The 18,280-nt window shown below is 39.3% G+C and carries 14 protein-coding genes, 3 tRNA genes and 1 pseudogene; 7 read left to right on the top strand and 11 right to left on the bottom strand.

What is annotated here, in order from left to right; genetic code table 11:
* Positions 1-74 precede the first annotated feature (74 nt).
* Positions 75-608 (top strand): annotated as a pseudogene (locus VB740_RS30900) (hypothetical protein); the annotation flags it as partial.
* Between the two features lie 39 nt (positions 609-647).
* On the opposite strand, the gene VB740_RS30905 reads toward VB740_RS30900, so the two are convergent.
* The 4 genes from VB740_RS30905 to VB740_RS30920 form a co-directional block, all read right to left on the bottom strand.
* A tRNA-Thr gene (locus VB740_RS30905) sits at positions 648-719 on the bottom strand.
* 87 nt (positions 720-806) lie between these two features.
* A tRNA-Tyr gene (locus VB740_RS30910) sits at positions 807-892 on the bottom strand.
* Positions 893-1,016: 124 nt separating this feature from the next.
* Positions 1,017-1,991, bottom strand: a complete 975-nt coding sequence (gene nadA / locus VB740_RS30915; protein WP_323203648.1) for a quinolinate synthase NadA — start codon at positions 1,989-1,991, stop codon at positions 1,017-1,019.
* Positions 1,992-2,005: 14 nt separating this feature from the next.
* Entirely contained in the window at positions 2,006-2,161 is a 156-nt protein-coding gene (locus VB740_RS30920) for a hypothetical protein (protein WP_163937771.1), read from the bottom strand.
* Between VB740_RS30920 and VB740_RS30925 the strand changes: the two genes are divergently transcribed.
* A complete protein-coding gene (locus tag VB740_RS30925) occupies positions 2,141-3,061 on the top strand; it encodes a TIGR04168 family protein (protein WP_323203649.1) in 921 nt (306 codons plus the stop codon). The two genes, VB740_RS30920 and VB740_RS30925, sit on opposite strands and share 21 nt — an antisense overlap.
* A gap of 131 nt (positions 3,062-3,192) precedes the next feature.
* Positions 3,193-3,277 (top strand) — tRNA-Ser (locus tag VB740_RS30930).
* Positions 3,278-3,423: 146 nt separating this feature from the next.
* Here VB740_RS30930 and VB740_RS30935 read toward each other — a convergent pair.
* Genes VB740_RS30935 through VB740_RS30945 form a run of 3 tightly spaced genes read right to left on the bottom strand, consistent with a single transcriptional unit; the run spans position 3,424 to position 7,084 of the window.
* Complete coding sequence (locus VB740_RS30935) at positions 3,424-4,572, bottom strand: P-loop NTPase fold protein (RefSeq protein ID WP_323203650.1); 1,149 nt, start codon at positions 4,570-4,572, stop codon at positions 3,424-3,426.
* Complete coding sequence (locus tag VB740_RS30940) at positions 4,562-6,607, bottom strand: hypothetical protein (RefSeq protein WP_323203651.1); 2,046 nt, start codon at positions 6,605-6,607, stop codon at positions 4,562-4,564. The genes VB740_RS30935 and VB740_RS30940 overlap by 11 nt, the downstream gene beginning before the upstream one ends.
* Before the next feature lie 24 nt (positions 6,608-6,631).
* Positions 6,632-7,084, bottom strand: coding sequence for a hypothetical protein (locus VB740_RS30945; RefSeq protein ID WP_323203652.1), 453 nt, complete (start codon positions 7,082-7,084; stop codon positions 6,632-6,634).
* A gap of 246 nt (positions 7,085-7,330) precedes the next feature.
* Between VB740_RS30945 and VB740_RS30950 the strand changes: the two genes are divergently transcribed.
* The 3 genes from VB740_RS30950 to VB740_RS30960 all read left to right on the top strand — a co-directional run bounded on the left by VB740_RS30950 (position 7,331) and on the right by VB740_RS30960 (position 8,681).
* Positions 7,331-7,600, top strand: coding sequence for a hypothetical protein (locus tag VB740_RS30950; RefSeq protein WP_323203653.1), 270 nt, complete (start codon positions 7,331-7,333; stop codon positions 7,598-7,600).
* Complete coding sequence (locus VB740_RS30955) at positions 7,597-8,055, top strand: type II toxin-antitoxin system VapC family toxin (RefSeq protein ID WP_323203654.1); 459 nt, start codon at positions 7,597-7,599, stop codon at positions 8,053-8,055. The genes VB740_RS30950 and VB740_RS30955 overlap by 4 nt, the downstream gene beginning before the upstream one ends.
* A 179-nt stretch (positions 8,056-8,234) precedes the next feature.
* Complete coding sequence (locus VB740_RS30960) at positions 8,235-8,681, top strand: thioesterase family protein (RefSeq protein WP_323203655.1); 447 nt, start codon at positions 8,235-8,237, stop codon at positions 8,679-8,681.
* Here the strand turns inward: VB740_RS30960 and VB740_RS30965 are convergent.
* From VB740_RS30965 to menA, 3 genes are read right to left on the bottom strand one after another with little or no spacing between them, the layout of a single operon-like run.
* Positions 8,674-10,068 carry a 2-succinylbenzoate--CoA ligase gene (locus VB740_RS30965; protein ID WP_323203656.1) on the bottom strand — a complete coding sequence of 465 codons (1,395 nt, stop codon included), beginning with the start codon at positions 10,066-10,068 and terminating at the stop codon, positions 8,674-8,676. The two genes, VB740_RS30960 and VB740_RS30965, sit on opposite strands and share 8 nt — an antisense overlap.
* Complete coding sequence (locus VB740_RS30970; protein ID WP_323203657.1) at positions 10,053-11,084, bottom strand: o-succinylbenzoate synthase; 1,032 nt, start codon at positions 11,082-11,084, stop codon at positions 10,053-10,055. Before VB740_RS30970 ends, VB740_RS30965 begins: the two co-directional genes overlap by 16 nt.
* A gap of 44 nt (positions 11,085-11,128) precedes the next feature.
* Positions 11,129-12,025 carry a 2-carboxy-1,4-naphthoquinone phytyltransferase gene (gene menA / locus VB740_RS30975; RefSeq protein ID WP_323203658.1) on the bottom strand — a complete coding sequence of 299 codons (897 nt, stop codon included), beginning with the start codon at positions 12,023-12,025 and terminating at the stop codon, positions 11,129-11,131.
* Positions 12,026-12,433: 408 nt separating this feature from the next.
* Between menA and VB740_RS30980 the strand changes: the two genes are divergently transcribed.
* Positions 12,434-13,849, top strand: coding sequence for an isochorismate synthase MenF (locus VB740_RS30980; RefSeq protein ID WP_323203659.1), 1,416 nt, complete (start codon positions 12,434-12,436; stop codon positions 13,847-13,849).
* Between the two features lie 91 nt (positions 13,850-13,940).
* On the opposite strand, the gene VB740_RS30985 is transcribed toward VB740_RS30980, so the two are convergent.
* The gene (locus VB740_RS30985; RefSeq protein ID WP_323203660.1) at positions 13,941-17,441 is read right to left on the bottom strand and encodes a PAS domain S-box protein; all 3,501 of its coding nucleotides are present in this window, start codon (positions 17,439-17,441) and stop codon (positions 13,941-13,943) included.
* Positions 17,442-18,280: the final 839 nt, after the last annotated feature.

Genomic DNA, 18,280 nt, shown 5'->3' on the forward strand with positions numbered 1-18,280 from the left:
TCTAGAGTCTAATAATTTAGATACTGTCACCTTTTCTTTATTTTTCAGCAAGCCCTAAATACAGTTGTGATGGCACACTGAAAAATAAAAGCAATTGGGCAGACAAGAATGGTTGTCATGAGAAAAAGTACAAATCTGATGACTTTGATTTCTATGGCCTTTATTTGCCAGATATAAACAAAGTAGTTTATCCATCAATCACGTTTGGCGGTTGCGGTATCAGGACAACTCCGCCTAAATCACCCAATCCTTTTTATTGGTGGGAGGATTTTACAGATTTAACTGAAGTAGCACTTAAGCGAACCTACAAAGAGTTTGGCGTTGATTTAACAACTAGAAAGGTTAACCCAGACTCTAGAATTCACACCAGAAAAGTTGAAAGGCCATCAAAAGAAGAACTAGGAAAACTAGTTTGGCAAAAGCCAACAGCGCAAATTGGGAGAGATTTAGGTGTGTCTGACAAGGCTGTAGAGAAGTGGTGTAAGGCTTATGGGATAGAAAAGCCGCCTAGAGGGTATTGGGTGAAGAAAGCTTATGGAAAAGTGGAAGCACAGTTAACAGAAACTGAAGAAAATATTAAATCATCAATAATTAATGCTTCTTACTGAAACCCTTAACTTTGCGTTAATTGTTCTTTCAATTTAAAAAGCCCGTGACGAGGATTGAACTCGTGACCTCACCCTTACCAAGGGTGTGCTCTACCACTGAGCCACACGGGCAAAATATAACTTTGGTTTTTTAGTTGTAAGTTACAATGCTGGGAGCTTTGCTCTTAACCCAGTCATTATAACTTATAACTTCGTAAGTGGTGGGCCGGGCTGGATTTGAACCAGCGTAGGCGCTAGCCAACGGATTTACAGTCCGTCTCCATTAACCACTCGGACACCGACCCGATTTGTCTCACGATTTAAAATCTTAGCACCACCTTTTATAAATAGCAAGTGCTTGGAAAAAATAACTTGTAGGTAGAGATCGCAACAAAACTGCGCCTCTACCATTTGTATAAAAAATACTAGTTACACGCTCATTTCCAGCATTCGTTGCATTGGTCGCAGTGCAGCAAGGCGAATATCCTCTGACATGGTAATTTCGGGAGTACGATTTTTCATTGCCCAGTAGAGCTTTTCTAGGGTGTTTAATCGCATAAATGGACATTCGTTACAAGCACAGTTATTCATCGGCGGTGCAGGAATGAAGTGCTTGTCAGGAGCTAATTTTTGCATTTGGTGAATGATTCCCGGCTCCGTAGCAACGATAAATTCTTTGGTGGGGCTGCTTTGACAATATTTGAGTAAAGCGGCTGTGGAGCCAATAAAACTGGCGTGGCGCAATACACTACTTTCACATTCTGGGTGTGCGATCGCCTCTGCTTCAGGATGGGCAATTTTTAACTGGACAATTTTCTTTTCCGAGAAGGTTTCATGGACAACACAGCTACCTTGCCATAGCACCAAATCTCGTCCCGTCTGTTCCATGACATACCGCCCCAAATTCCGATCTGGGGCAAAAATAATTGGCTGTTCTTTCGGTATCTGCTGCACAATTTTCACAGCGTTGGAGCTAGTGCAAATAATATCGCTCATCGCCTTGATATCAGCAGAACAATTGATATAAGACACTACCAAATGATTCGGATGCGCTGCTTTAAAAGCTGCAAACGCCTCTGGTGGACAACTGTCTGCTAAAGAACAACCAGCATCCAAATCTGGTAAAAGTACTAATTTATCGGGATTAAGTATCTTTGCTGTTTCTGCCATGAAGTGAACACCAGCAAAGACGATCACATCCGCATTGGTCTTTTCGGCGGCTCTTGCCAGTTGTAATGAATCCCCAATAAAGTCTGCAATATCCTGAATATCTGGCTCTTGATAATAATGCGCCAGGATAACGGCGTTGAGTTCTTTTTTGAGACTCTGAATCGCGGCAAACAAATCTAGTGGTAGTTCACCCAGTTGGGTGTTTTCTCTTTGAGCTAGTGCAGTGGTAAACACAGTTTAGGGGTGCTTTATGTTGCAAATGTATGTCCTGTGGATTCAATTATAGTAGTTTTTACCAAAAATAGTGGACGGTTGATATTTTGGGGTTGTGTCCAAATCGGGCTGAGTTTCATATCCTGGAGATAGACGGCAAGGAAAGTGGCATGACCAGTCAGAAAACTCAATCGATAAACCTCAAAATTGCTGTAGTTGGAGATATTCACGACCAATGGGAAGTGGAAGATGGCGTTGCACTCAAGCATTTGGGTGTTGACTTAGTGCTGTTTGTCGGGGATTTTGGCAACGAGTCGGTGGAAGTGGTCAGAGCGATCGCATCTCTCGATATTCCCAAAGCAGCCGTGATGGGCAACCACGATGCGTGGTACACCGCCACCGAATGGGGACGCAAAAAGGCTCCTTATGACCGTTCTAAGGAAGACTGGGTACAGGAACAACTCGATTTATTAGGCCCGTCCCATGTCGGTTACGGTAAGCTAGATTTTCCCGCTTGGAATTTAACTGTAGTGGGGGGTCGTCCCTTTACCTGGGGTGGTCCAGAGTGGAAATTCGCGGAAATCTGTAAAGAACGTTACGGTGTGACGAGTTTAGAAGAATCCGCCGATCGCATCGTGAAAGCGATCAAAAGCGCCGCTTACGAGACAATTATATTTTTGGGTCACAATGGGCCGAGTGGATTAGGCGATCGCCCCGAAGACCCCTGCGGCAAAGACTGGCATCCAATTGGCGGCGACTTTGGCGATCCAGATTTTGGCGAGGCGATTTCTCATGCCTTGACTGCTGGTAAAACCATTCCTCTGGTGACATTTGGTCACATGCACCGAGATTTACGCCATACCAAGAAGGTGCAGCGCAAGCCCATCTTTAGAAGTCCAGAGGGGACAATTTATTTAAATGCGGCTAGTGTCCCCAGGATTGTGGAAAATGACGGCGAGAAGTTGCGTAACTTTTCAATTGTCACCCTAGAGGCGGGTGTGGTTTCGCAAGTTTCCCTAATTTGGGTGGGGAATGACTTTCAGGTAGCTAAGGGGGAAATTTTGTACGAGCGATCGCGTATTGTGTCGTAGACATTCGCATCCAGTAGTGCAATCTGCGTAGATAATAGGGTATAGTATTATCTGTCAAGTTTAGTGCTAACCAACAAAAGCGCCTGAATAGCGTCTGAAACTAGGATAAGCACAAGTTTGACAGATTTACTGGAGAGGTGGCAGAGTGGTCGATTGCGTCCGACTTGAAATCGGATGAGGCTAAAACCTCCGGGAGTTCGAATCTCCCCCTCTCCGTTGGATAAAATTTACGTTTAGCAATGGTTCATAAATGAGTTAAGCCATTACGCAGATGCTCTGAAAATGGCTTAACTATATTTGGTGCTTGAATGTCTTTCTTGTTATAGAGTAATAATAGAACGTGCTATCTGAAAAACTATAGTTTATCGAGATGCTTCTATAGATTTATTAGCTTCCTCGTAGAGTGCATTTAAGTAATCACGCTGACGTACACCTTGAATATTAGTGCGCTGTTCTAACAATCGATAAAACACTAATCGAGCATCATTTTCACGCAATAGTACATCATTTCCAGCTTGCAATTTTTGATCTCCTACAGATTTTATTGCTTCTCTTTTGGCAGATTCTAGGTAGAATTGGAATAATTTTACAGCTTCTTCATCATTTCTTATGGGGGAAAGGGGAACTTCATTAGCAAGACGACCTCTAATAGCTGGAAGCATCTCACGGTAACGGTTAAGAGCATCTGTAGTTAGAGCAACCATTAAGAAAAGATATTTAGGTAGTGCATCAATTAAAGCTCGCAGAGCCGATAAATATCTTAAAACTATAGTTTTTGATAAGCTGAAATCTTGCTTTTCTAATTCATCTAGAAGAATAAAAATACCTTCTAGAGTTTTCATTTGTGAACCTAAATATACAATATCTCTTAATGCTCTTGTTTTTGCTTCTACAGTATCTAGACGAAAATTTACTCCGAGTTCAGTATGATGAGTTTTCCTTACAGGTAATCCTAAAAGCCATTGATATGCTAGAGATATACGCTCGTTTCGTTTTTCTTCTGATTTAACCTCTAATAAAGCCTTAAGCATTGTTTTAATTTCACTCATTCGCACAAATTCTAATAATTTCTCAATATCCCCTATCTTTTGTTTTTCCTTAGCAAGTGCATCAATTGAACGACGTAAGTATTCTTCTCCTAAATTTTCAAATATAGACCTAATCAGTGGATCAAAAAACGGTTCTGGATCTGGAACGTATCTAATAACGAAAAAACCATGTAAAGAAAGTTTTTCACGCAAAGCATTTTCATACGCATTCAGAAGGTTAGTTTTACCAATTCCTTGGCTAGCAGTTATTGAAATTACATGAGACTTGCGATCTGAATAAAATGTTTTTACCGCGGCATCAACTTGCTTATCTGCTTCTGTTGACATATGCGGATGACCGCTGGTTTGTCCAGCACTGGGAAAAGGGTTACTCAACACACCAAACTTTCTGTAGAGCAATTTGGGCTGCTCTTCTAGTGCGTTAGCAGTCGCCTCATCTGTAAATAGATTTTCAAGAGGCATTTTTAACTCCTTCTAGCTTAATACGTACAGCAGATGTGCCAGGTATAAGAAAATCTCCATGATACAGATAAACTTTTTCTAACTGGGGAAGTCCATCACTTGTCTTAATTATCCACAAATCGTGCTGTTCAAAACGAGTATCTGGAGTAGACCCTTCAGCATAGACATTCACTAAGTTTTGTTCTTGCGCTTCTTTCACCAATTTTCTAGCCAATATGGGATGAACAGCATATTTAATAGCTAGTTCTTCTAACCAGCGACCAGTAAGTATCCATTCTGTGTCTTCTTGTGAACGAATTAATTTATAAATCTCTACTGCTAAATTAGCAAAATCTAGTGAATTAGGTATGTTATCAGTGGCAACAATTTTTTGATTTTGTATATTTAACCAAGCACAGGCTGCCTCACCAAGCTTGATGTAGGTTGATTTCGCTTTATTTGAAATTGGTAATGTGCTATATTCAACACTTCTATTTTGATTTACATAGTTACATATTGCATTAAATGATGGTATTTTATTCAAATAATATAAAATTTTTATAGAATCTTCGTTCAAGATACTTTGCCATAGAAGCTTTAGTAATTCTGTACATATAATTTTATTATCATTAAGCTCAACAAATTTTCCACTATGCAGAAAATTCCTATACAAATTATAGCGAGATTGATGTGTTAAACCCAATTTTTCTTGAGCCTCTTGATTAGTTAGCTCTCCTTTATCTACTAATATTTTCACTAGTAATAACATCTGATCTGGACTAAATGCATATGTCTTAGCTATTGCTTCTATATTTTGCCTAGAAACTTCATCAGTCTGATCTTGACTTTCTATGTCGGTTGCGGTTGATAGCGCAATGAAGGTATTATTTGTTGTTGTAGAGGATATTCCAGAGTTAAAATTTCCCCAAAGAAGATCATCTTTAACGTGAAGCGGTTGCCAGGTATATTCCCCGCTAGGTATGCCCCATAATTCTAATGACTCGTTAGTGTTGTAATTTTGTAGGCGCAGGCACCCAAAAGATACAGCTAATTCCCAAAGGACATCTGTCAGTGATACTGTATATATTTCTTGACTGAAAGGATGAAAAAGAGAGCCAGTCAGTTTTCTACTATCAAACTTAGGAACAGAACGAGATTCAAAAAAGAATACATCCATTCCTTCAGCCAGCGTCATTCTAGCTAGACCTTGATCGCTAGTAAGAAGGGCAAGTGGATGATCCGGTCGAACTAGGGTTTTAAAGCGTCGCGCAGTTTCTAAAATTAGACGATCAGCAAAACTTCTAGTTACATTTTGTAAACCTAGAGCTTTGTCTTCAGAATCGCTACTAGGCGTCACAATACCTCTTAGGGGATCAGCACCTAAATCACCACGTTCTATTTCTGCATTTGAATGTAATTCTAGACGAAGTAAAGTTCTTTGCCCTCCTTGACTAAGAAGATGTTGACGAAGTGTTGCAGGGTTATTTTTAGTTTTGTTCTTATTATCATTACTCCAGCGAATTTTAGAAAGATAATTATCTACTTGTGTAACTATTTCCATATGAACTATCGCTGGTACTTTAATTCTTACCCAAGGAGTAAGAAAGCGACATAAAAAATCAAGCCCTCCTTGGTGAACTGCTGATGTATCTGTAACAACTGTGATCGGCTTATGTAAAGGTATTTTGGAAATCGTTTCAACATCAAAAATCGGTAGAAGTAGGAAAGTCCTCCGCAATACATCCTGTAATCCTTCCCTGAAAGCTTTTTGAACACTATCTTTATTCTGTTGATTATCAAGAGCTTTAGTAATATTCTCATCGAGCTTTTCTGAAGATAGTAGTTGCCATTCAAACCCACCAAATTTAGCAGCACAATACTCATCATATCTAGTCTCATTCTCAGGAGATTTCCCTCCTGGTTGTAATGTAATAGTCCCAATATTTACCCATTTGTCACGCCCAAAACAAATATCTTCACCAAGAAATATTTCAAATGGCTCTCCATTCTTACCTATTTGGGCAAGAAATTTTAGTGCGTCTTCTTTACTCAACAATTTTAATACCATATGCTTATTATTTTAATGAAGGGACACATTGACATCTGGAACATTAACAAACGTATCACACACCCACTGAATATGCTGGCGTAAGGCCAGAAGTTGATGTTGACGAAGATTTACACTATCAGCATTAGATAAGCGTCCAAACTCTTCTGAGTCACTCCAAGATGATTCGTCGTTAGATAATATCTCGTCTATTACTTGGATAACTTGCTTAAACTGCTCAATTCTACGTTTTTCTGGTTTTATTTCTAGTGTAAACTTTTCAATTAATTCTTCTCTTAATCGCTGAGTTTGATCACTGCTAGTCACTGATCCAAAGGGATCTCCAAATGGTTCCCAAGAATAAATAGGATCTTGATAAAATGTCGGTTCAACTAAAGTATTTGTGTTTGTGTCAAAGTATTTTTTTTCCCAACGACAAGGTTTCCAAACAACAAGCTTTAATGGACTTGAACTATTGCTATTCACAACAATTAATTCTCCAAGGTAATTATTAATTAATAGTGAGATTAAATCGAACTGTCAAATGACTTTCCATTTATGAATCATATATTCTGAGGGTCAAGTCAAAATTTGACTGAATTTTTTGGTTATTATAATCATAATTGCAACTTGACTACACTTTTTCAAAAGAGAGGTGTGATCGCTCTCTAACCTCTCCCCCTACTGCCATCGTGCTACCATTACCAATAAATTCTTTTGGGAGGTCAATCAATGGCTACCATTCATGCGCTCAATATACCTGATGAGTTATACGAACAACTCCAACACTTAGCTAAAGCTGAAAATAACTCAATTGATGCTCAAGTTATTACAATTTTGCAGAACGCTTTGCAGGCAAAAACACAGCCAACGGAAGAGGAAAGGCGAAAAAATGTCCCAAAACTTCTAGAGGAAATTAGTCACCGTCGCCGCCGCTTGAATCCAGCAGACTTTGGATTACCTGATAGTACTGAACTAATTCGAGAAGACCGCGATAGATGAGCAATCCTCTTAGATGCGTGGTAGATACCAGTGTGTGCATCAAGTATTTTATTGCTGACCCACTAACTGCCAAAGTTAATCAACTCTTCGGTCATCTCGCCAATCCACAGACAGAAATTTTTGTTCCAGACCTTTTTTACATTGAGTGTGCTAACACGTTCTGGAAGTATGTCCGTGCAAGAATGTACACTGCTGCTGAGGTTCAGACAGATTTAGCTACTCTGAAAGCTTTTCCGTTACGTGTTGTCTCGACATCTGATTTGATGGCGGATGCAGTTACTATAAGCTTGAGTTATGGAACTTCTGCCTACGATGCTTCTTATGTCGCACTTTCACATCAGGTAGGTGCTACTTTGCTGACTCTCGACGGTAAGCTGGTAAAGGCAATAGCTGCTTCCTCTTACAATGTTTGCTCGTTTAATGACTTCGAGGTTCCGCCGTTAGAGTCAATGTAGAAGCGATCGCCTTTCCTCACCATATATTCAACCCCAAAGCATTGAATGAGGCTAAACAAATCGATACAAACTCAGAATTGGGGAAATTAAATTTTTATTACCGATTTACTTAGTTGAAATAAAATTAGTTTGTAAAGCAGATCATAAATCTGCTGTTTTTTAATATTCAATTGTCAAAAATGCCTTTTACTTATAACCGCACTGTTCGCTTTCAAGATACTGATGCTGCTGGAGTAGTTTATTTTGCTAATGTTCTGGGTATTTGCCATGAAGCTTATGAAGAATCTTTAGAAGCATCAAGTATTAATCTCAAAGATTTTTTTACTAATCCTTCTGTAGCTTTTCCTATTGTTCATACTAGTGTTGATTTTTTGCGCCCTATGTTTGTAGGAGACAAGTTGCTAATTAGTTTAATTCCCCAAAAAATAGGTGTTGAGAAGTTTGAAATTAATTACGAAATTACTGTGGGTGAAGTGATAGTTGCTAAGGCTATTACTCGTCATGTTTGTATTGATGTGAGTAGTAGAAGTAAACAGGAATTACCTGATGAGATAGTTCAGTGGTTGGAAACGAACCGCAGAGACGCAGAGGACGCAGAGAGAAGAAGGTCGAGAGAGATTATGTGATAGGATTTTGCAGGAATTCTGTGGCTATTTGTTGTAACTTTTTGCGGTTAATTTTACCTTGAGAGTTGCGGGGTAAGTTTTGCTGGGGAATCCAATATTTAGGGATTTTAAATTTGCTGAGTTTGTTTTTGAGTAGAGTTTGGATTTTTAAGGCAGAGATATCTGATTTTTTGGGAATGTAAATCGCTGTTAAGGCTTGTCCCCAGTGTTTATCGGGAATACCAATGACACAAATATCGGCAACCATTTGAGTGGCTTGTATAGCTGATTCAATCTCTGCTGGGTAAATATTTTCTCCACCTGTAATAATCTTGTCGCTGTTACGTCCGACAATATTTAAATGTCCTTGTTCGTCTAAAAAGCCTAAATCATCTACTTGGAAATAAGTTTGATTTTCTCTAGTTTTAGGATAGTAGCCAAGGGCTAAAGATTGAGCATAAATTGTGATATTTCCGATTTGATTGGAATTTAAAATTTCGCCTTGCTGATTGCGGATAGTTACTTTTGCATGGGGAAGAATTTGACCACTGCTAATTTTACCGCCAAGAAAATCATCTGGTTTGAGGGTAGCAATTTGAGAGGCGGTTTCTGTCATGCCATAAGTAGGTGCTAACCGGATATGGTGAAATCTGGCTTTTTCTAGTAGTTCGTTCCATGCTGGCGCACCTCCCAAAAGTACAGTATTAAATTGAGATAGCCATTTAGTTAATTCTGGATTTTGCAGGAGGCGTTGTAACTGTGTTGGTACTAAAGATATGAAAAATTCTGATTGTTTAATATTTGATATTTGACCGGATTCTACGGCTTTAAATGGTTGAATAGCTAGTTTACCTGCGGTGGTGAAAGAACGCATAAATTGCATTAAACCGCTAACGTGATATAGCGGCAACACGCAAAATGAATTGACTTGTTTGATTTGAAAGTATTCTGTAAATCCTTGTACCGATGAAATGAGAGTTTCCCAGGTGTGGATGGCAAATTTAATTTGTCCTGATGAACCACCTGTGGGAATCATAATCGTTGGGCATTGGGCATTGGGCATGGGGCATTGGTAATTATCTTTATTTCCTATTTTCCATTCCCTATTGCTTATTCCCAAAATAATATTTGGCTGTACTAAATCAAAAACTTGTTGCCATTCTTGTGTTCCCCAATCGGGGTTACAAAGAAAAACTGGACAGTTAGCAGCACAAGCGGCAATAAAACTAGCTAAAAATCGTAGTGGTTCGCGTTCGGCTAAAATGATTTTTGGTGACGTTCCACAGGCTGATAATTGTGTTAATTCTAAATATAATTCTTGAGCTATTTGATTAAATTGACTACTATTAGAACCGATAAGCCAATCACCCTGAGCCAAGTTATTTAGACAGTCTAAAGGTCGTTCCATAAAGATTGAAACCACGTTTCTTCTTGTTCAAAAAAATGGTCGATCCCAAAACCAATCGCTCTGTTGTTTTGGGATAATTCGGCTGCGAGTTGGAGTGCTGCTTGTTTAGCGATCGCAGTTTCAAATACTGATGAAAATACAGTATCAATTTGATGTTGGTGGCAAAACTTTCTCAGACGAGATGGCGATCCGGCTATCCCAGGTTTTATGACAAAAATCCCTCGCCAACCTTGTTGATAACAGGCGGCGAGTTGCCCAAGTGTGGCGACAGATTCATCTAAAGCGATCGCAGTTTCATAACTCGTACTCAATTCCAACATCTCCTGAAATTGCTCCACGGGTAGTGGTTGTTCGATAAATTCAATTTCTAGGGGTAGTTCTGGATTTGCCTTGAGATTGTCGCAAGTCCGCAGCCATAAGTTTGCTTCCTCATAGGTGAGTCCACCGTTGGCATCTAATCGCAGTTTGGTAAAGGCGGGTAAGGTTTGTATCAGTGACTCAAAAATTTCTAGTTCATCAGCGATCGCATACACACCAATTTTCCACTTAAATGTGCGATATCCTTGCTGCCACAAAGTTTCCCATTGATTTAAAGCCGCTTCACCGGCTGGTAATAAAGCACTGTAGAAGAGTGAATTAGGAGTTAGGAGTGAGAAGTTAGGAGTCATAAAATTATCTCCTTCATCTCCCCCACTCCCCACTCCCCACTCCCCACTCCCCATCTCACAAGCTGACTCAAAGCCAAATTGACAAGCAGGTAACTCATCTGGGATGGAGAAAATTATCTCGTCTGTGATTTCCACTGGGAGTTGGCGACAAAAATCTAAGGCTTGTTCTATGGTTTCGGAACCAAACCAGCTAATGGGGGCGATTTCTCCCCAGCCGAGTTTACCTGATTCATTGGTGAGACGAAGAATAATACCTTCACGAATATCCCACTTACCATGATTGGTAGTCAGCGATCGCAAAAACTTTCGCTGATATGGACGAAATTCAAATCTGTAGTCATTAGTCATTAGTCATTAGTTATTTTCCCTTTGTTTCAATGCCCAATGCCCAACTAAAGAATAAATCCCAGTCCGAACAGCAAGCAAGCCCAAAAATGCACGGCTACGGCGATGAATTTACAGTTACTAACTTTATCCGGCTGGTTATGATTTTCTTGGACATGGCGGCATAATTTGAAAGCAGAGGGTAAACTCACCCAACTAAGTAACGTCCAAGGTGGAGAAATTCCCAATAGTACAAATAGCAAGGTGAGGGGATAAATGCTACCAGTAAACCAAACTAGGAGTTGGGCCCCTTTTGCTGTTCCTAGACGGACGATAGGCGATCGCTTACCTGCGGCTATGTCATCCTTAACTTGGTGAAAGTGGGAGCAGAACAAGACTAAGGTTGTGGCAATCCCGACAATCACTGAGGCTGCTAAACTTGTCATTGACCAAGTTTGAGTTTGGCTGTAGTAGGCTGCCTCCACAGCTAAGGGGCCAAAGGCAAAAAAGCAAAGAATCTCGCCTAAACCCTGATATCCTAAGCGAAAGGGAGGCCCTTGGTACATATAGCCCAAACCACAGCATAGTAGAATGATGCCGATAACAGTTAGGTCTTGTTGCCAAAATGCGATCGCTAGTATGCCTAGCAACCCCAAACTTAAACACAAATTTCCTAACCAAAATATTAATAGCTTATTGCCTGTTAAGTTCACCAAAGAATGATGCTTATTTTGATCAATCCCAGTTTCGGAATCAAAGACATCATTGCTGATATTTTCCCAGGCAAGAATTAAGATTGCAGCAGCTACAAAAGTAGAAAATACTGCACCATTGAAAATTTTAGTTTCGGCAAATGCCACTGCTGTTCCTACCCAAATGGGCATAATGGCAACGCTGTACATTGGCGGTTTAATCGCTGCCATCCATAACTTAGTGTTGGGATATAAAATCTGCTTGGTAGTCATCAGTCGTGATTAATTAAATTGCCGGAATATTACTTACACTTAAGATTTTATAATTTCAAGAGACGCACCGCTACGCGGAAGTCAAAAGTCAAAAGTTAAAAGTCAAAAAAATTATGGTTTGGATTTTTGAACTGTTGGAATGGTAGCTTTTTTAGGTCATGCTGTACTAGATATTCATCAGCTAAAAACAACTGCTCCTTTTACTGTGGCTTCTTAACCTTGTGTTGTTAACACTCCACCCTCACGTTGCAGCCCCAGGCTGGAACTGGCTTGTCAGGGTTTAGGAACACCACAAATAACGCAAATCCTACGCTGGTGAAATGGCAACTTAATATGTTACCTGTAGAAATACGACCACGATTAATTACACTTTAGGAAGTTAACTTAAAAAAAATTTACTATAGATCCATGACAGTTTCACCATGTCGTAGCAACCTCTTTGTAGAGCACAAAGATTTATATCAATTTTTGGTAGCAGTGCAAGAAAAGTGCGTCAAAAATAATTGCAGGCAAATTGTCAGTATCTCTCAGGAGATCGATTTAGTTGACCCTTTACTTGTATTAGATAAACTTACACAAGTAAATGAAATAAATTTTTACTTTGAGGACAAAGGTAAAGGAGAAGCGATCGCGGCAATTGATGCTGTAGCAAAATTACAAATTGATGGTGTAGACCGTTTTACTCAAGCTGAACATTTTATCAAATCTTGTCTAAAAAATATAATTAACTTTGGTAACGTTAACCAACCTTTTTCTGGGCCTCACTTTTTTTGTTATTTCAGCTTTTTTGATAAAAATGCCCAAGTAGATTATCCATTTCCATCTGCAACCGTCTTTCTTCCACGTTGGCAAGTAGCTGTGAAAAATCAGCGTTGTATATTAGTAACAAATATAGTTATCAATGAAGATGCAAATATTCCCAGGTTGTTGGAAAATCTGCAAGATAAAATTGATTTTATCCAATCTTTAGAATATTATTCTCATAATATTGATTATTTTCAGGCAAACTTCTATAAAAAATCTGTCACGAATGCTACTCAGTTCAAACGTTCAGTATCATCTGTTTTAGAAAAAATCCGGTCTAGTCATTTAAGTAAAATTGTTTTAGCCGATATATTAGATGTAAAGTCAAGCAGCCATTTTGATTTAGTTAAATCCTTAAATAATCTTAGGAAAATACATCCTAATTGTTATATTTTTTCTACAAGTAATGGCAAAGGGCAAAACTTTATTGGTGCAAGTCCAGAAAGATTAATTAGTATTAATAATCAAAAATTAATTACGGATGCTTTGGCTGGTTCTGCACCACGAGGTAAAACCCCTGCTGAAGATGCAGCCAATGCCAACCGCTTACTCAATAGTGAAAAAGAAAAGCACGAACATTCGCTGGTACTTGATTTCATTACACAACGCCTATGCCAGCTAGGTTTATTACCCCAAATATTAGCACCCCGCCTACGACAATTATCTAACATCCAGCATTTATGGACACCAATAAGTGCTATGGTTCCCGCTAATATACATCCATTAAAAATTGTTGGACAATTGCATCCTACACCAGCTGTTGCCGGTGCAGCACGAGATGTCGCCTGTGCGGAAATCCGTCGTTACGAAAGCTTTGAGAGGGGCTTGTATGCTGCGCCTCTGGGTTGGATAGATTCTCAGGGAAACTGCGAGTTTATTGTGGGAATTCGTTCAGCACTAATAGATGGCGATCGCGCAAGATTGTATGCTGGTGCTGGTATCGTGGCTGGATCTGATCCTAATAAGGAATTTGCAGAGGTGCAACTTAAACTTCAGGCTTTACTCAAAGCTTTAGTTTAATGTTGCAGTAAGTTGCTAGTGATAAGCTCTTAAAGCTCCCTTCTGCCGATATACGGTTAACCTCAATTCTATAATTCTGTTTCAAGTTTTGTTATTGTATTGGAATTGTAATTATAAACTCGGCTCCGGCTCCTGGTGCTGAGATACATTGGAGTTGGCCTCGGTGGTTTTTGACGACTATCTGGTAGCTAACTGATAAGCCCATGCCAGTGCCTTTTCCTACTGCTTTCGTAGTAAAGAAGGGGTCAAATACATGATTACGCACTTTGTCAGTCATTCCTGAACCATTGTCAGCAATGCGAATTATGCACTTATCCTCTTGAATAAGGGTACGAATACAAATTTGGAGGATTGGGGATTTGGAAGGCTCTTTTTCTAGTTCCCAGTTATTAGTCCCTAGTCCTTCTTCCAGAGCATCGATGGCATTAGTCAACAGATTCATAAACACTTGATTCATCTGTCCAGCATTACATAATATCTGTGGCAGGTTGCCATATTCCTGAATAACTTGGATTTCGGGACGTTGGGTTTTAGCTTTCAGGCGACTCCGCAGCAGCAGCAAGGTGCTATTAATACCTTCATGAATATCCACTGCCTTCGTACCACTTTCATCTAGACGGGAGAAATTGCGTAAAGATAGGACAATCTGCCGAATGCGTTCAGCCCCGGCTTTCATAGAATCTAGGACTTTGGGTAAATCTTGGTAGAGAAAATCTAACTCAATTTCTTCAATTTGGGTTTGAATTTCTGGTGATAATGGAGAGTAATGCTCTTGAAACATTTCTACCAAGTGCAGCAAATCTGTGACATATCCATTGGTATGCTTGATATTTCCATAGATAAAATTGATGGGATTATTAATTTCGTGAGCAATACCTGCTACTAACTGCCCCAAACTGGACATTTTTTCAGTTTGAATGAGTTGAGCCTGAGTTTGTTGAAGTTTTACCAGAGCCGCTTCTAGCTGCTGTGCTTTTTCTTGGGAAGTCTGGGCAGCGAGGCGACTATTTGTGTAAAGTTTCGCTTGGTCAATAGCGATCGCTAGTTGAACTGTCACCGCTTGTAGCAATTCTACTTCAGTTTCTTGCCAAGGTCGGAAGCCACTACAATAACCACAGATGAAAGCGCCAATTTCACCAGATTGAGTGTGTACAGGCAAAGACATAAAAGCCGTGAAACCGAAATCATTTAAAAACTGCTGTATTGTGCGATTGCCATGAGTTTTAACATCATCTATTCGGATGATTTCTCTGTTCAAAGTTTTTGTTGCGATTATTTCAAATTCTATATGAATTGCTTCGGCTGTTAGCAGACTGGGTAAAGTAAAATTGTCGGCTTCATATACAGATTCCCAATAAGGTAGATCGGTATTTTGCCGATACCAAAAGAAAGCGCAGTAATCAATCTGGAATAAGTTACGGATTTCCTCTACTGCGGTTTTTAAAATGTAATTAAGTTCCAAAGAACCTCGAATTTGGTTGGCAAGACGATTGAGCAGTGCTTCCCGTTGAGCGATCGCTTTATATTTAGCCTCTGATTTGCGGAGGGCGGTTTCTGTACACTGGCGCTGTAGTTCTGCTGTCGCTCGTGCTGCAAAGATACTGAGAATAGCTTTGGCGCGTTCCTCCTGTAATATCGGTTTGGTATCCAATACGCATAGGTGGCCTATGGGTGTACCAAATGTATCAACAAGAGGCGTTCCTAAGTAACTTTCTGCTTCTAGCGTCACCAAATCCTTTGCTTGGGGGAAAAGTTGCTGTAGATTACAGGGGTAGGAACGCATCCCCTCTTGTAACACGACTTCGCAAGGAGTATTAGCTAAGGCATACTCGGCAAAAGTTTCTGAAATCTTGTCACCTGCCCAAAATGATAAAACTCTAGCTCTACCAGGGTCTCCGGTGATTCGCTCTGCTAGTATGACGTAGCAGACTCCTAGAGCATTTGCCAAGTGACGCACCAAAACAGGAAAAAATTCTTCGCCTGTCACTGCTGCCGTTCCAGCTACCAGAGCTTGCAAAGCTTCTTCTGCTTGTTTGCGCTCAGTGATGTCTTGATAAACGCCGCGATAACCCAGGTAATTGCCAGATGCATCAAAGAAAGGAACTCCATTGGTTTCTAGAACAAGCAATTGCCCGTTTTTATGAAGAGTTTTATTTTCAAAATTAATTAGAGGCTGTTTGGAGTTGCTTAGAACTTGAAAAATCTTTTGTACTCGCTTCGCTTCTGCTGGTGGCATTAAATCAAAAAGAGTTTTGCCTAAAACTTCCTCTGCCTCATACCCCAAAATATCAGCAATTTTTTGGCTGACGTAAGTGTAAACGCCCTCTTGATCTAATTCCCACACTCCATCATTGGTAGTTTCCACAAGATGACGAAAGCGGGCCTCACTTTCTCTGAGTGCTTCTTCTGCTTGTTTGCGCTTGATGCCAATAGCAATTTCTTGGGCGGCAAATTCTAGGGCATTAAAAACAGATTCCGTCATGATTTGACGAGAAAACATCGCAATCACGCCTACAGTCTCACCTTCAATAATTAGAGGATAGCCAGCAAAAGCAACCATACCTTCACGCTTGGCCCACTCTTGATTGCTGACACGGGGATCTGTTAGTACAGAGTTGGTTAAATGAGGTTTGCCTTCTTCGGCAATCAAACCAATTTTGAATTGACCAACTGGCACCCGTCTATGAGGGCCGTCAATATGGGTATACATTCCAGAACTGGCTTGCAGCTCTAAGACATTTTCTTGTTTGTTTAGTATCCAGATGCGAGCAAAAGCTGCATTTATATGTTCAACTAATGCTTCGGTGCAGCGGCACATCATAGACTCTAACGTTTGACTCTGGGCAAGAGCCGCGTCTACATCGGCGCGAAAATTTGCTAATCGCGATCGCTCTGCTAGTGCCTCTTGTGCGTGTTTGCGATCGCTAGTGTCATGGCAAATACCAACAAAATACAAAAAATTTCCATTAGCATCTTTGATCGCTGATGAGTTGCTTGTATGCCATTGCCAACTCCCATTTTTATGTTTTATCCGATATTCAATTGCATCTTGCTTTTCGCCTGTTGTCAAAACTCTTTGAAAATAATCTGCACACATTGGTAAATCATCGGGATGCACAAAAGGAGCAAATGAATTTCCTATAAGCTCTACAATCTCATGCCCTAAAATCTCAGTCCAGTTAGGAGAAATATAAGAAAATATTCCCTCAATTGTAATTGCAAAAATAATATTATTACTATTTTCTACAATTTTTTGAAAGTCAATATGATTTTCTGAAGTTTTTTCACGAAAACGTGCTTCAATCTCTTGGCGTTTTAAAATTTCATTACTTAGTTGAGTCCGTACTTTATTTAATTCTGCTGCTTGTTCGTCGAAGGCGATCGCTAGAGATTGATTTTCTATATTTACAGATCCTCTTGATATTTCTTTTAAATTAGGAATACAATTTGATATTTGATGGCTAACTATTATATCTTCAAGTTCAGCTTGTTGACATTTATCTAAACTATCTATAAATGCATCGTTTGCCTGCTCATTTTTTATAATTTCGCCCATTTGGTTAATGGCATCTTTCGACTTGTCAGCAACCATGTTTCCCTGCCTATTTTAAAATTTTATTCAATTTAAAGTTTTATATTTTTTGTTGTTATGAAGCTTCCAATACTTGTCGGGCTTTGGGGAAAGGAGAAAGTAAAAACCTTTAACCTAAACCAAATTCCAGTTTAAAATCCAAAACCGAGTAGTATCGATCAAGCTTCTTTTATGCTAAATAATTAAAATAAAACAAATCTGTGTATATAAAGAAGCTTGAAAACATTAAAATTTAGCCTATTTAAATAAAATACGACTTTTTTGTTTGTTGTTATAATTTAGAATTTCGGCATGTGATCATATATTTTAATAACTACAAAAATTAATATAAAATGCTGAATATTGCTTAATGTTTTCTTGACAATAAAGTTATATTGATATTAATTTATTCCAAATTTAAAAAACATGGTGAAATCACTGAAATTATTCAGATACATTCATAAAATATCTGCTCACACTCATTAGAAAATTTAGATTTAATCTAGATTTATAAACTTATATGCATAACTTTATTTTGAAAAACAGTAGGACTTATTCAAACAAACTAGCCAAAAGCCTTCCCAGATAGCGTCTTTGCCTAGTAAGTATGGGAGGTAAGAGCAGAACCAGAGACTTTCATTGCTTCCTGTTATGAGTTTTGAACTTCTATATGTTAGTTAGTTTTAAAAGTTGGGAAGAATGTATTTGGTGAAACTACGCAAGTAACAGTGATTTACAATATGAGGTTTTATTCTGCATGAGTTTTGAATTTCAACCACCTAAGAGCTTGTTTGAAAAGTGTTGCGCTGTGACTTTAGGCACTTTTAGATCCCCCCTAACCCCCCTTAAAAAGGGGGGAA

Origin of the sequence: Nostoc sp. UHCC 0251, assembly GCF_034932245.1 — a bacterium.
Taxonomy (GTDB): domain Bacteria; phylum Cyanobacteriota; class Cyanobacteriia; order Cyanobacteriales; family Nostocaceae; genus Nostoc.